Here is a 14,926-nt window from a genome sequence, read left to right as displayed (position 1 = left end):
GATAATCGTTTTTCGCATTCCCCTGCTTCTTCAATAAGATCTGTTATCCCCATTATGAAAAAAACGACCACACATTCTGCACTCAGCCCGGCGCTGATTATTCTGATGGCGGTAGCCACCGGGCTCGCCGTCGCCAGTAACTATTACCCGCAACCGCTGCTCGAAACTATCGCGCGCGCGTTTGATCTTTCCGTCAATCAGGCCGGTTTTATCGTCACCGTGGCCCAGCTTGGTTATGCCTGCGGGCTGATGTTTATCGTGCCGCTGGGCGATATGTTCGAACGCCGCAGTTTAATCGTGCTGATGACGTTGCTTTCCGCCGCTGGATTACTGATCACCGCTATGGCACCCACGCTGACCATCATGCTGATCGGCACGGCACTGACCGGGCTGTTCTCGGTCGTGGCGCAGATTCTGGTGCCGCTGGCCGCCACGCTGGCGGAACCGGAACGTCGCGGTAAAGTGGTCGGGCTGATTATGTCCGGTCTGTTACTGGGCATTCTGCTGGCGCGAACTGTCGCCGGTCTTCTGGCGTCGTTGGGTGGCTGGCGCACTGTTTACTGGGTGGCGAGCGCGCTGATGATCGTCATGGCGCTGGTCTTGTGGCGCAAGCTGCCGAAACACCAGCAACATACCGACCTTAATTATCCGCAACTGCTGAAATCCATTTTCACGCTGTTCATCCACACGCCGGTTTTACGCACACGTGCACTTATCGGCATGTTTTGTTTCGCTAACTTCAGCATTTTGTGGACCTCAATGGCGTTCCTGCTGGCAGGCCCGGCGTATCACTATTCCGAAGCGGTGATCGGGCTATTCGGGCTGGTAGGTGCCGCTGGGGCGCTGGCGGCGACCCGCGCAGGACATCTGGCGGATAAGGGCAAAGCGCATCTGACCACCACGGCGGGACTGATCCTGCTGCTGCTTTCCTGGGCTGCGATCGCCTGGGGTCAGCATTCGGTGATTTCGCTGATTATCGGCATTATTGTTTTGGACCTTTCGGTTCAGGGCGTTCACATCACCAACCAAAGTGTCATCTACAAATCGATGCCGGAAGCGCGTAACCGCCTGACTGCTGGTTACATGACGACTTACTTTATTGGTGGCGCGGTGGGGTCCCTGATCTCTGCTTCAGCCTATCAGACCGCAGGCTGGTATGGGGTGTCGGCCGCAGGCACCATCATGTGTGTACTGAATTTACTGGTCTGGCTGAAGGGATATAAATACAAACTGGCGTAATAACGTACGAAATTACATCAGGAGGGAACCATCACCCCTCCTGATTAGCTTGCGAATAATCATATTAGAAATTTATTTGAACCAAAGGGTGTTAACAATACTTACAGTCTGGTAATGTTTGCGCCATGAATTATTTGCCGGAACTCATCCGGTTTCACAATGTTTTAAACACCCATGCAAAGCAACCCAGATCTCGAAGCACCCGACCCCGTCCGTGTTTCAACTTTCACACAAGGTATTACCGATAGTCTGCCTATTGTCATTGGCTATCTGCCCATCGCTTTTGCATTTGGCCTTAGTGCCGTCAAACTGGGATTCACTCCAGCTGAAAGTCTGCTTTTTTCCGTTCTTATCTATGCTGGCGCCAGCCAGTTTGTCATCACCGCGCTGCTCAGCGCCGGAATGTCTCTGTGGATTTCTGCCCTGACCGTTATGGCAATGGATGTGCGGCATGTGCTGTACGGCCCGTCGCTGCGAAACCGTCTGGCGGGAAAACTCAAGGGCAAAAAAACCGCGCTGTGGGCATTTGGCCTGACGGATGAAGTATTCGCCGCGGCCACCGCCAAGCTTATCCGCGATAAACGCAGCTGGAGCGAAAACTGGATGTGCGGCATTGCGCTTTCCTCATGGCTTTCATGGGTATTCGGCACGGCGGTGGGTGCGCTGTTTGGTAACGGGCCACTGGAAAATTTTCCGGCCATCGAAGCCGCACTCGGCTTTATGTTACCGGCGCTGTTTCTGAGTTTTCTGCTCGCAGCATTTAAACGCCAGCAAAGCATGGTATTTGTCTCGTCACTGGCCGGTGCGCTGGGCGGACTGTTGTTCTGGTCGATCCCCGCCGCTATCGGCTGCGGCCTCGCCGCAGGTTGCCTTGCCGCTTTGCTGCAACGCTCTCAATCCCCTTCTGCCACGGAGATAACCTCAGATGAGCACTAATGTCATTCTGGTTTGTCTGCTGGTCGGCACCGTGAATTACCTGTTCCGGTATTTGCCTTTGCGCATAGGCGCAAGGCAGAAACCCGGGCCGAAAAGTGGCCCTCTGTCCCGCGTGCTAGACAGCATCGGTATCGCATCTATTTGCGCGCTGCTGGTGGTTTCAAGCACGCCGGAAATTCTGCGCGATCAGCAAAAACTGCTGCCTTCACTGGCCGGATTCGTGCTGCTTGCGCTGATTTTCTGGCGAACCAAAAGCATCATTATTGCCACACTGACCGGCGCGCTGGTGTACGGACTGGTGTTCAAAGTGATGCTGTTGGCCGCAGGCTGAAGATCATTTTTTACCGCAGAGTAACAGTACGGCCAACTCTGCCGAATACATTAAACATCGAATAATTCACCGGAGTTATGAATAACACTAATTGCTAAAGAATTGGTGATTCATAACATTGATATTATTAATTACCATCGTTACTATGTCATCTGTAACTAATGAGGCTTCTCATATGGACAGTTCGTTCGCGCCAATTGAAAACATGTTAAATTTCCGGGCCAAAAAGCAAAAAGACTTTCCTTATCAGGAAATTTTGCTGACCCGCTTGTGTATGCACATGCAAAGTAAATTGCTTGAAAACCGCAATAAAATGCTGAAAGCACAAGGGATTAATGAAACGCTGTTTATGGCGTTACTCACCCTTGATGCGCAGGAAAGTCACAGCATTCAGCCTTCTGAGCTCAGCTCTGCGCTGGGTTCCTCCCGTACTAACGCCACCCGCATTGCGGATGAGCTGGAAAAACGCGGATGGATTGAACGTCGTGAGAGCGATAACGACCGCCGCTGCCTGCATTTGCACCTGACAGCAGACGGAGAAGCCTTTATCCAGAAGTTACTGCCGCCTCAACACAAGAGTCTGCATTTTCTCTGGTCAACTTTAGACGCTGATGAACAGAAGCAGTTAGAAACCCTGACCCGCAAACTGTTAACTCGCCTTGATCAGATGGATGCAACAGCACTACAACAATTCTAAATTTCTGTTCAGGTAAACTACACATGTCACTCCAAGCTCGCTGGAGGCTTACGCCGCTGTTTGCCGTTTTGATTTTGGCCGGCTGCGCCTCCAGTAATAATATTGCTCCTCAGTCGTCGCTGCTGGATACGCAACAGCTTCATCTGCAGCAGGCAAAAGTCAGTTCTCTGACCCTCGGCCCTCAGTGGTGGCGTAGTCTTAATGACCCGCAGCTGGATAACCTGATGACCACGACGTTGCAAAACTCGCCGTCATTACGTCAGGCCGCCGCTCGCGTACGCGAAGCACAGAGCGTGATGGGAGAAGCCGATGCCGCCAATGGCCCGTATCTGGATCTCAATGCCTCGACACGACGCGAACGTGTAGCAAAAAACACAATCCCGCCGTTCCTGACAAGTTATCCCGAAGCGCCTATCTTCGACAGCAGCAACAGCCTCGGGCTGAATCTGAGCTATGAGTTTGACTGGTGGGGTAAATACCGCGATCAGGTGAATGCCGCGAAAGCACAGGTGGATTCTGCCCGTGCTGAACAGGCAGAAGCCGCTCTGACGCTGACCAGTTCGGTGGCGTCAGCCTATTATCAGTTGCAGGCCAACCTTGCTTTGCAGGATGTTCTGCAACACGAAGTGGATAACAACCAGCATCTGGCAGATTTGCGTAAAGCGCAATATCAGGCAGGCGTTTATGGCATTGAAATTCCGCAACAAACTCAGGCTCAGGCCGACAGCGCCAAACAGCAGATCATTAACCTGAAATCGCAAACTGAACAGCTGAGACATCAGCTTTCTGCGCTCGCGGGTCGTGGTCCGGATGCCATGAACGGGCTGCATGCGGTGGCGTTGCCACCGGCAGAAGCTCTGGCACCGAAAGCCGAACTGACGCTGGATTTACTGGGTAAACGCCCTGACATCGCCGCACAACGTGATCTGGTGGAATCCTATTCCCAGCGGGTCAGTGCCGCGAAAAAAGAGTTCTATCCAAGCCTTTCCATCAGTGCCTTTGGGGGGCTGACGACCACTAACTACGGAGGCACCAGCCCAAATATTCTGTCAGCCGCCAGTGAGGCCTGGAATATCGCGCCAGCCATATCGCTGCCAATTTTCCACGCGGGTGCGCTGCGCTCAAAACTGGGCGAAGAGTCCGCGTTATATGACCAGTCTGTTGAGTCGTATAACCAGACCATCCTGAACGCCATTCAGCAAACTGCGGATGCCATTACAGTCTCGAAAAGCAGCGCGGAACAATTGCAGCAGGCATCTTCTGCCGCTAAGTCGCTCGAAGAGGTGTATCGCGTTTCAGATGCAAGATACAACGCTGGCGTCATCGGACGGGATGAGCTGTTAAGCAGCCAGTCAGCGCTCCTGCAACAACAACAGGCGCAACTCAACGCCAGCAGTCAGTTGATGCAGGCAAAAATCAGTCTCATCCGTGCGCTTGGGGGTGGCTATCAGGCCCCGGCTGCGGACCAAAAATCATAATAAAAGACTCAGTGTGGAGAAGACCATGAGCGCAAATGCCGAAACTCAGGCAACGCCGCAAGCTCCGAAGAATAAGAAAAAAACGCGCAAAGTCGCGATGCTCTTGTTAACCGGGATTTTCATTATTATCGCCATCGCCTACCTGTTCTACTGGCTGCTGGTGCTGCGTCATTTCCAGTCTACCGACGATGCGTATGTCGCCGGTAATCAGGTGCAGATTATGGCGCAGGTGTCGGGCAGCGTGACCGACGTTAATTTCGACAGCACTGACTTTGTGAAAAAAGGCGACGTGCTGGTCACTATCGATCCGACCGATGCAGAGCAGGCTTTCGAGCGCTCTAAAACGGCGCTGGCCAACAGCGTGCGTCAGACGCATCAGTTAATCATCAACGGTAAGCAGTATCAGGCCAATATCGCGTTGCGACAGACTCAGCTGCAACAGGCACAGACAGACCTCAAGCGCCGCGTCGTGCTGGGTAATGTCGATGCGATTGGCCGTGAAGAACTGCAACACGCCCGTGACGCCGTCGATACCGCGAAAGCGCAATACGATGTCGCCGTTCAGCAATACAACGCCAATCAGGCGATGATTCTGGAAACACCGGTCGATAAACAGCCGCAGGTTTTGCAAGCCGCAGCTCAGGTTCGTGACGCATGGCTTGCCCTGCAACGTACCAAAGTGCGCAGCCCGATTGACGGTTTCGTTTCACGCCGTGCCGTACAAATCGGTCAGCAGATCAGCCCGACGACATCTCTGATGGCGGTGGTTCCGGCTCACCACATCTGGGTCGATGCCAACTTTAAAGAAACCCAGGTGGCGAATATGCGTATTGGCCAGATGGCGACCGTGGTCAGCGATATGTATGGCGATGACGTGAAATATCATGGCAAAGTCGTCGGTATGGATATGGGTACCGGCGGCGCGTTCTCGCTGCTACCGGCACAGAATGCGACCGGCAACTGGATTAAAGTGGTTCAGCGTCTGCCGGTTCGTATCGAACTTAACGATCAGGAAGTGGCAGAACATCCGCTGCGTATCGGTTTATCAACACTGGTAACCGTTGATACTCAGAACCGTGATGGTCTGGTGCTGGCCGATAAAGTCCGTACCGAACCGTTGTATCAGACTTCAGCACTGACGCTGGATCTGGCACCGGTCAACGCCATCATTGCTGACGTTATCCATGCCAATGCAGGCTAAAATCTCCGGAGGCCTTCGTGGCAAATAAACCGCTGGTAGGCGCCCCGCTGGCCTGGATGACGGTGGCTTTGTCTATGGCTACCTTTATGCAGGTGCTGGACTCGACGATCGCCAACGTGGCGATCCCGACCATCGCCGGGAATCTGGGTGCCTCGAACTCTCAGGGCACCTGGGTTATAACGTCGTTCGGGGTGGCAAACGCCATTTCGATCCCGATCACCGGCTGGCTGGCAAAACGCATTGGTGAGGTGAAACTCTTCCTGTGGTCCACGGTGCTGTTTGCGATTGCATCGTGGCTGTGCGGTATGTCCACCAGTCTGGAAATGCTGATCTTCTTCCGTGTGGTGCAGGGCGTGGTGGCAGGTCCACTGATCCCGCTCTCACAAAGTCTGTTACTCAATAACTATCCGCCGGCCAAGCGAAGTACCGCGCTCGCACTCTGGTCGATGACGGTGATCGTCGCCCCGATCTGCGGGCCGATCCTCGGCGGATATATCAGTGATAACTATCACTGGGGATGGATCTTCTTTATCAATGTGCCGATCGGTATTGCGGTGGTATTCCTGACGCTGAGAACGCTGAAAGGACGCGAAACCGCAACGCAGATAAGACCCATCGACAGTGTGGGGTTGGTGCTGCTGGTTCTCGGCATTGGCGCATTGCAGGTGATGCTCGACCGGGGTAAAGAACTCGACTGGTTTAACTCGACGGAAATTATCGTACTGGCGGTCGTGGCGGTGGTCGCGCTGTGCTTCCTGGTCGTGTGGGAGCTGACCGATGATCACCCGATAGTCGATCTGTCGCTGTTTAAATCACGAAACTTTACCATAGGCGTGCTGTGTATCAGCCTGGCCTACATGCTCTACTTCGGCGCAATTGTCTTGCTGCCGCAGCTATTGCAAGAGGTCTATGGGTATACCGCTACCTGGGCCGGTCTGGCGTCCGCGCCAGTGGGTATTTTGCCAGTTCTGATGTCACCCATAATCGGACGCTTTGCACATCGGCTGGATATGCGAAAGCTGGTGACCTTCAGCTTTATCATGTATGCCTACTGCTTCTTCTGGCGTGCGTATACGTTCGAACCGGGGATGGATTTTGGGGCGTCGGCTTGGCCGCAGTTTATTCAGGGCTTCGCGGTCGGTTGCTTCTTCATGCCGCTGACCACCATTATTCTTTCAGGTTTACCGCCTGAACGCATGGCGGCAGCATCCAGTTTGTCGAACTTTATCCGTACGCTGGCAGGCTCGATTGGTACGTCGATCACCACCACCATGTGGTCGAACCGTGAATCGCTGCATCACTCGCAATTAACGGAAAACATCACACCGTATAATCCGGCAGCGACGCAGACGTATCAGCAGCTGGAAGGGTTGGGCATGAGCCATCAGCAGGCTTCGGGCTGGATAGCGCGGGAAATCACTAATCAGGGATTGATCATCTCTGCCAATGAGATTTTCTGGTTATCTGGCGGCGCATTCCTGGTGCTGCTTATTTTAATCTGGTTCGCCCGACCGCCGTTCACCAGCGGTGGCGGAGCCGGTGGCGCGCACTGATTCAGGCTGTTACTGAATGTCAGAAAGCAAAACGGACGCATTAAGCGTCCGTTTTTTTATGGCTGAAACCAGCGATTATGCCTGGTTCTGACGCCACCATTCTGCCAGCAAAATACCGGATGCAACGGAAACGTTGAGGCTTTCCACTTTACCGGTACCGCCGATAGACACACTCAGGTCGCCCTGCTGCCATGCGGAGTCAGACAGACCATCACTTTCTTCACCCAACACCAGCACCATTTTGGCCGGTAACACGGCTTTGCCGAGCGCCGTACCTTTATGGCTGGACGTGGTCACAATGGTGTATCCCGCTTTACGGAAGGTTTCCAGCACTTCAAGGAAGTTATCCGCACTGATGGCTTTAACGTGTTCCGCGCCGCCTTCAGCGGTACGGACTGCCGCACCGGATTCCAGCTGAGCCGGATCCTGCACCATCATCCCGTTGATACCAAAGTGCGCACAAGAACGCATGATACCGCCGAGGTTATGCGGGTTACCGACGTTTTCGAGCGCCAGCACGCAGTCTTTTGCCGGAGCTGTTTGCAGATAAGTTTCTGCGTCCAAACCCTGACGTTTTTTGATCAGGAAACACACACCGCCGTGGTGTTCAGTGCCGGAGGCTTTCGCCAGCTCGTCATCTTCAACCACATGGTAGGCTTTGCGGTTTGCCGCCATCCAGCGCAGTGCTTCACGAAAACGCGGGGTGACCGACTGAACAAACCAGGCGCGGACGATAGCGTCCGGACGGCTTGCGAACAGCGCCTGACAGGCATTTTCACCGTATACGCGGGTTTCTTCCTGACGCTGACGACGCAGCTGTTCAGGATCGATAAAGCTTTTGCCGCTGATACCACCGTGATCAGGAACAGATTCATCTGCCGGTGCACGGGAAACAGTTTTCCACGGCGAAGAGTACGGGCCGTCGTCATCACGGGCCGGACGGCGCGGACGATCGTCGCCACGACGCGGCGCCGGGCCGCGCGAATCACCACGGGAATCGCTGCTACGACACTCATTGCGGCGGGCATCGTCTGGACGGGAACCCTGGCGAGGTTTATCGCCCGGACGTCCTTTGTTGTTGGAAGGACGTTTATCGTTGTTGCGGTTATCGCCGTCGTCGTCACTGCGGACGTACATCACTTTGACTTTGCCGTTCTTGCCACTGAATGAATCGTTCATTTTTCTCTCCACCTACGCGCAGGGCGCGAAGATTACCTGATGTCTGTGAGCTAAGCCACAGGCTTTGGACCAAAAGCTTAAAACTATCGTATTCATTGAATAAACCACGTTGTTTACTCAAGGTGACGCCCTCATACTTACAACATACAAGTAACATATCAGCTGTTTTATTAACCGTTTTTAAGGATAAAAACGAGTTTGTGGTTGATACCTTTCTCACGTTAAGCAATGTAGAGGCTATTTTATGAATACGGTTTGTTCATCATGTCAGGCCACCAACCGCCTGCCTGAGGATCGTATCGACGACGGCGCAAAATGCGGCCGCTGCGGTCATGCACTTTTTGAAGGCGATGTGGTTCACGCGACCGCTGCCACCCTGGACAAATATCTGCAAGATGATTTGCCGGTTGTCATCGATTTCTGGGCACCGTGGTGTGGCCCTTGCGTTAATTTCGCGCCAATTTTTGAAGATGTGGCGCAGGAACGTGCCGGTAAAATCCGTTTCATTAAGGTTAATACCGAAGCAGAACCTGAACTGAGCGCGCGGTTCCGTATCCGCAGTATTCCGACCATTATGGTATTTAATGAAGGCAAAATGGTCGATATGTTGAGCGGAGCGATGCCTAAGGCGCCGTTCAACAACTGGCTCAATGAATCATTGTAACGCATAAGCCGCTATAAAGCCCTGCCGAAGGCCCGTACTGTACGGGCCTTTTTCTGTTATTCGCCAGTTGCCACTTGCCTGTCCTGACCGGGTGATTAGAATAGCCGTTTTTCGTTAACCGGAATGCCTATGTCAGACAACGCCGTTCTTCGCCTGCGTGAGCAACGCTTAGCCCAGTCAACCCGCCCTTTCCTTGCGCGCGGATCCCGGGCCATTCGCTGTCAGACCTGCCTGTTACCCATACGTAACTGCATCTGCGCCACGCGCGAAATCCATCAGGCCGCCAGCCGTTTTTGTCTGGTGATGTTTGACACTGAGCCGATGAAACCCAGCAATACTGGCCGGTTAATTGCCGATGTCCTGCCCGATACCCAAGCGTTTCTGTGGTCACGCACACAAACTGATCCAGCGTTGCTGGAAGCGATTGCCGATCCCGGGCGTCAGGCTTACGTAGTTTTCCCTGCGTCTTTCGCAACACCGCCGCGTCAGGTATTTACAAAAGTTCCGGCAGGCAGTAAACCACCTTTATTTATTATGCTCGACGGCACCTGGAACGAAGCGCGCAAGATGTTTCGCAAAAGCCCTTATCTGGATAATCTGCCGGTGTTTTCACTCGATGTAAGCGCCAGCTCCGGCTATATCCTGCGTGAAGCCTCACGTCCGGAACTGCATTGCACCGTTGAAGTGGCCGCCGCTTTGCTGGAAAAAGCCGGTGATATTGACGCATCTGCGGGACTTTCGCGGCACTTCACCCATTTCCGTACCCAATATCTGGCCGGAAAACCCCATCATCCGGTGCATCAGCTCACAGCAAAGAACGAAGAAAACCTCTAGAATCAGTTCAGGATGATTGATTGGAGTTCTGATGAGCCAGCGCGGACTAGAAGCCCTGCTACGACCTGAATCTATCGCGGTTATTGGTGCCAGCAATAAACCGGGCCGCGCCGGATATCTGATGATGCGCAATCTGCTCGACAGCGGATTTAATGGCCCGGTGCTGCCGGTCACGCCCGCTTATCGTGCAGTGTGTGGTGTCCTGACCTGGCGGGATGTCGCCAGCTTGCCGATGTCGCCGGATCTGGCCATTCTTTGCACCCACGCTGACCGCAATCTCGACTTGCTCGAACAGCTTGGCGAACGCGGCTGTAAAACAGTGATTGTGCTTTCCTCCAAACCCCAGCAATTCGCTGAACTCAAAAACTGCGCCCAGCGCTTTTCGATGCGTCTGCTCGGGCCAAACAGTCTGGGTATTCTCGCTCCGTGGCAAAAGCTGAATGCCAGCTTTTCGCCGGTGCCGATCCTGCCCGGTAAACTGGCATTTATTTCGCAATCCGCTGCCGTCGCCAATACCATTCTCGACTGGGCGCAACAGCGCGCCGTGGGCTTTTCCTATTTCATATCTTTGGGTGACAGCCTCGATATTGATGTCGATGACCTGCTCGACTTCCTCGCCCGCGACAGCAAAACCAGTGCCATCCTTCTTTACCTCGAACACATCAGTGATGCGCGGCGCTTTCTTTCTGCCTCACGCAGTGCTTCGCGCAATAAACCCATTCTGGTGATTAAAAGTGGTCGCAGCGGACAGGCCCAGCATCTGCTCAACAGCCCGCTGAGCCTGGACGCCGCCTACGATGCCGCTATCCAGCGCGCCGGTTTGCTACGCGTGCAGGATACTCATGAACTATTTTCCGCGGTTGAAACGCTGAGCCATATGCGCCCGTTGCGCGGTGATCGCTTACTTATTATCAGCAACGGCGCCGCGCCTGCGGCAATGGCATTAGATCAGCTGCTTTCGCGCAACGGTAAACTGGCGAAACTCAGTGATGAAACCCGTCATGCCCTGAGCACTGTTTTGCCAGAAGCGATTGCCACCGCCAATCCGTTAGATTTGCGCGACGATGCTACACCAAAGCTATATCAGGCAGTGATGACCGCTCTGCTCGATAGTACTGATTATGACGCATTGCTGGTGATCCACGCTCCCAGCGCAGCAGCACATGGCACGGTGACAGCGAGCCACCTGATAGAGGCTGTTCGTCAGCATCCGCGCGGTAAATACATCACATTGCTTACCAACTGGTGTGGAGAGTTTTCATCACAGGAAGCCCGTAAACTATTTACCGAAGCTGGGATCCCGACATACCGCACGCCGGAAGGCACGGTGACGGCGTTTATGCACATGGTGGAATATCGCCGTAATCAGAAGCAGCTGAAAGAAACACCGGCACTTCCGGCAGACCTTGAACAGAACACCGATCAGGCGCATCAGCTGATTGCCCGGACGTTAGCGGAAGGCATTACTCAGCTCGATACTCATGAGGTGCGCGTAATTTTGCAGGCGTACGGGATGAATGTGTTACCGACGTGGATAGCCAGCGACAGCGCTGAGGCGGTGAATATCGCCAGTCAGGTGGGCTATCCGGTAGCGCTGAAATTGCGCTCTCCGGACATCCCGCATAATTCTGAAGTGCAGGGCGTGATGTTATATCTGCGCACAGCCAGCGAAGTGGAACAGGCGGCGAATGCGATATTTGACCGCGCCAGACAGGCATTTCCGCAGGCAAGAATTCAGGGACTGCTGGTACAAACTATGGCCAACAGGCCAGGCTCACAGGAACTTCGCGTGGTGGTTGAGCAAGATCCGGTCTTCGGACCGTTGATTATGCTGGCCGAGGGGGGCACTGACTGGCTTCCGGAAAGACAGGCGGTGATTTCTCTGCCACCGCTGAACATGACGCTGGCACGATATCAGGTGGTTCAGGCACTCAAGAGCGGTAAAATTCGTGGCCGCAATGCGTTACATCCTCTCGATATCCCGGCGCTGAGTCAGCTGCTGGTGAATGTGTCTAACCTGATTATCGATTGCCCTGAAATAGAACGGCTGGATATTCATCCTCTGCTGGTTTCCGGTAGTGAACTCAGCCTGCTTGATGTCTCAATGCAGCTTTCGGCGCACAAACCCGGCGGCCCTTCACGACTGGCAATCCGTCCTTATCCGCGAGAACTGGAAGAACGCGTTATACTGAAAGACGGGTCGCAGGCGCTGTTCCGCCCTATACTCCCGGAAGATGAACCGTTGCTTAAAGCGTTTATCCTCAAAGTAACCAAGGAAGATCTCTACTATCGTTATTTCAGTGAGATCAACGAATTCACTCATGAAGATTTAGCGAATATGACCCAAATCGACTATGACCGCGAAATGGCGTTCGTGGCTATTCATACTGTGAATGAAAAAAGTGAAATTATTGGTGTTACCCGGGCGGTTTCAGATCCCGATAATACTGACGCCGAATTCTCTGTTCTGGTTCGCTCTGATCTGAAAGGTTTAGGGCTTGGAAGACGCCTGCTGGATAAGATGATCAAGTACGCTGCAGAGCACGGGCTGCAACGTCTGACCGGAATTACCATGCCCAACAATCGCGGCATGATTACGCTGGCCAGAAAGCTGGGGTTTGACGTCGACATTCAGATTCAGGACGGTATCGTGAACCTCTCCCTGACGCTGGAAAAGGCCCGAATTTTGTAGCAGAAAACCATGAGCCTGCGCGATGAACAGGCAAAAGATACGCACATCAGACAGGACTAATGGTATTATCGACCGATTGTGCGGTTACCTATGTCTGTTTGTGCCGCTAAAGCCATTACATGAAGAGAGAAGAAGCGCACTGTGATGTTGTCAAAATTTAAACGTAATAAACATCAACAACACCTTGCTCAGCTACCCAAACTCCCCCAAACGGTTGATGCTGTAAAAACGCTCTACTGTCCGACAGATTTCCGTACGACGCTGCTCGAATCCATTGCTAACGCCACCCAACGGATTTATCTGGTCGCTCTCTATCTTGAGAACGATGATGGCGGTCGCGATGTACTGTCGGCGTTGTATGATGCCAAGCAGCGACGCCCTGAATTGGAGATTTGCGTGCTGGTTGACTGGCACCGCGCTCAGCGTGGTCGTATCGGCGCAGCGGCGGCAAATACCAATGCTGACTGGTATTGTCGTATGGCGAAAGAGCATCCCGAGCATTCCGTGCCGGTCTATGGCGTGCCTGTAAATACCCGCGAAGCCTTGGGCGTTTTGCACCTAAAAGGCTTTGTTATTGACGATCAGGTCATTTACAGCGGCGCGAGCCTCAATGACGTTTATCTGCATCGCCATGAAAAATATCGTTACGATCGCTACCAGTTGCTGACGAATACCGCGCTGGCTAACACAATGATCGATTTTATGAAGAAGTCGATCCTGACAGCGGCTGCAGTGCAGCGGCTCGATCGCGAAGATCGTCCAAAAAGCATTGAAATTAAAAATGAAACGCGTCAGTTCCGCCAGACCCTGCGTACCAGCGGCTATCACTTCAAAGACAGCGCCGGTAACGATGAACTGGCCGTGACGCCAATCGTCGGGCTGGGTAAACAAAATGAACTGAACCGGACTATCCATCATCTTATGGCCAGCACGGATCATAAACTGACACTGTGTACGCCCTACTTCAATATGCCTGCGATGCTGGCACGCAACATTATTCATCTGCTACGCCGTGGAAAGCAGGTGGAAATCATCGTGGGTGATAAGACCGCCAACGATTTCTATATTCCGCAGGATCAACCGTTCAAAATCATCGGTGCCTTACCGTATCTTTATGAAATTAACCTTCGTCGCTTCCTGAGTCGTTTACAGCGCTTCGTTGACAGCGGACAGCTGATTGTCCGTCTGTGGAAAGACGGTGATAACAGTTATCACCTGAAAGGCATGTGGGTGGATGATCGCTGGCAACTGATCACCGGTAACAACCTGAATCCACGCGCCTGGCGTTTGGATCTTGAAAATGCCATTCTGATCCACGATCCGCATAAAGAAATGGCCGTTGAGCGTCATAAAGAGCTGGAAGTAATTCGCCAGCATACGCATGTGGTTTCGCATTATATGGAACTGGAAAGCATTCCTAATTATCCGGTCAAAGTTCGTAAGCTTATCCGACGCTTACGGCGGATAAGAATCGACAGACTCATCAGCCGAATTCTGTAATTGGCTATACTGAAAGCCTGATCATCGTGATCGGGCTTTTTTTTATCCGGAATTCTTCCTTATGCTCCAGAAGTTATCTTTCACTTTCAGGTTTACTTGCATTGCCCTGATAGCAGGATGCAGCGGATGTACGCATTACGCGAATGACCAATGGACGGGCAAAGATAAGGCTGAACACTTTGTAGGTTCCACCGTATTGGCCGCCGCAGGTACAGCTTATGGCGATCATCAGGGATGGAATGAAGCACGGAGCCGGTCATTCGGGCTGATGTTTTCTGTCGGGCTTGGTGCGGCAAAAGAGCTTTATGACAGTCGTGAAGGCGGAAGCGGATGGAGCTGGAAAGATTTTAGCTGGGATATTGCTGGCGCAGCAGCAGGATACAGTGCTTATCATCTGACGCATTTCTGACAGATGACAGAGGCTCAGACAGACCGCTATTGGGCAATATGTCCCTGATGGCAGGACGAATATCGAACAAAAACCACCAAATTCCCCATAGCAAAAAGCCCTGTACGTCAGTACAGGGCTTTCCACTTATTTGATGCCTGGCAGTTCCCTACTCTCGCATGGGGAGACCCCACACTACCATCGGCGCTACGGCGTTTCACTTCTGAGTTCGGC

Annotated in this window: 13 protein-coding genes and 1 rRNA gene; 12 read left to right on the top strand and 2 right to left on the bottom strand. The window is 53.1% G+C overall.

Features of this window, described 5'->3' with window-relative positions; translation table 11 throughout:
- Positions 1–54 precede the first annotated feature (54 nt).
- The 7 genes from J1784_RS10200 (at position 55) to emrB (ending at position 7,435) form a co-directional block, all read left to right on the top strand.
- Positions 55–1,239, top strand: coding sequence for an MFS transporter (locus tag J1784_RS10200; protein WP_217149108.1), 1,185 nt, complete (start codon positions 55–57; stop codon positions 1,237–1,239).
- Between the two features lie 174 nt (positions 1,240–1,413).
- Positions 1,414–2,175 (top strand): AzlC family ABC transporter permease, encoded by a 762-nt coding sequence (locus J1784_RS10195; RefSeq protein ID WP_217149107.1) that lies wholly within the window; start codon positions 1,414–1,416, stop codon positions 2,173–2,175.
- Positions 2,165–2,506 carry an L-valine transporter subunit YgaH gene (gene ygaH, locus J1784_RS10190; RefSeq protein WP_217149106.1) on the top strand — a complete coding sequence of 114 codons (342 nt, stop codon included), beginning with the start codon at positions 2,165–2,167 and terminating at the stop codon, positions 2,504–2,506. The genes J1784_RS10195 and ygaH overlap by 11 nt, the downstream gene beginning before the upstream one ends.
- Before the next feature lie 175 nt (positions 2,507–2,681).
- Complete coding sequence (gene mprA, locus J1784_RS10185; RefSeq protein ID WP_104924515.1) at positions 2,682–3,203, top strand: transcriptional repressor MprA; 522 nt, start codon at positions 2,682–2,684, stop codon at positions 3,201–3,203.
- A 23-nt stretch (positions 3,204–3,226) separates the two neighbouring features.
- Complete coding sequence (locus tag J1784_RS10180) at positions 3,227–4,681, top strand: efflux transporter outer membrane subunit (RefSeq protein WP_217149105.1); 1,455 nt, start codon at positions 3,227–3,229, stop codon at positions 4,679–4,681.
- 25 nt (positions 4,682–4,706) lie between these two features.
- On the top strand, positions 4,707–5,882 hold the full coding sequence (gene emrA, locus J1784_RS10175; protein WP_217149104.1) for a multidrug efflux MFS transporter periplasmic adaptor subunit EmrA: 1,176 nt from the start codon (positions 4,707–4,709) through the stop codon (positions 5,880–5,882).
- Between the two features lie 17 nt (positions 5,883–5,899).
- On the top strand, positions 5,900–7,435 hold the full coding sequence (emrB, locus tag J1784_RS10170) for a multidrug efflux MFS transporter permease subunit EmrB (RefSeq protein WP_217149103.1): 1,536 nt from the start codon (positions 5,900–5,902) through the stop codon (positions 7,433–7,435).
- 75 nt (positions 7,436–7,510) lie between these two features.
- Here the strand turns inward: emrB and J1784_RS10165 are convergent, their stop codons facing one another.
- Positions 7,511–8,614 (bottom strand): tRNA/rRNA methyltransferase, encoded by a 1,104-nt coding sequence (locus J1784_RS10165; protein WP_217149102.1) that lies wholly within the window; start codon positions 8,612–8,614, stop codon positions 7,511–7,513.
- Between the two features lie 244 nt (positions 8,615–8,858).
- Between J1784_RS10165 and trxC the strand changes: the two genes are divergently transcribed.
- From trxC to J1784_RS10135, 5 genes are all read left to right on the top strand, one after another.
- Positions 8,859–9,278 carry a thioredoxin TrxC gene (trxC, locus tag J1784_RS10160; protein ID WP_015695963.1) on the top strand — a complete coding sequence of 140 codons (420 nt, stop codon included), beginning with the start codon at positions 8,859–8,861 and terminating at the stop codon, positions 9,276–9,278.
- A gap of 129 nt (positions 9,279–9,407) precedes the next feature.
- Positions 9,408–10,112, top strand: a complete 705-nt coding sequence (locus J1784_RS10155) for a tRNA-uridine aminocarboxypropyltransferase (protein ID WP_217149101.1) — start codon at positions 9,408–9,410, stop codon at positions 10,110–10,112.
- A 31-nt stretch (positions 10,113–10,143) separates the two neighbouring features.
- Positions 10,144–12,804, top strand: a complete 2,661-nt coding sequence (locus J1784_RS10150) for a bifunctional acetate--CoA ligase family protein/GNAT family N-acetyltransferase (RefSeq protein ID WP_217149100.1) — start codon at positions 10,144–10,146, stop codon at positions 12,802–12,804.
- 144 nt (positions 12,805–12,948) lie between these two features.
- Entirely contained in the window at positions 12,949–14,304 is a 1,356-nt protein-coding gene (pssA, locus tag J1784_RS10140; RefSeq protein ID WP_217149099.1) for a CDP-diacylglycerol--serine O-phosphatidyltransferase, read from the top strand.
- 61 nt (positions 14,305–14,365) lie between these two features.
- Complete coding sequence (locus J1784_RS10135; protein ID WP_217149098.1) at positions 14,366–14,713, top strand: YfiM family lipoprotein; 348 nt, start codon at positions 14,366–14,368, stop codon at positions 14,711–14,713.
- A gap of 135 nt (positions 14,714–14,848) precedes the next feature.
- Here the strand turns inward: J1784_RS10135 and rrf are convergent.
- Positions 14,849–14,926 (bottom strand): 5S ribosomal RNA (rrf, locus tag J1784_RS26995); the annotation flags it as partial.

Source organism: Rahnella ecdela (assembly GCF_019049625.1).
In the GTDB taxonomy this organism is placed as follows: Bacteria; Pseudomonadota; Gammaproteobacteria; order Enterobacterales; family Enterobacteriaceae; genus Rahnella; species Rahnella ecdela.
This window is presented reverse-complemented; position numbering and strand designations above follow the sequence as displayed.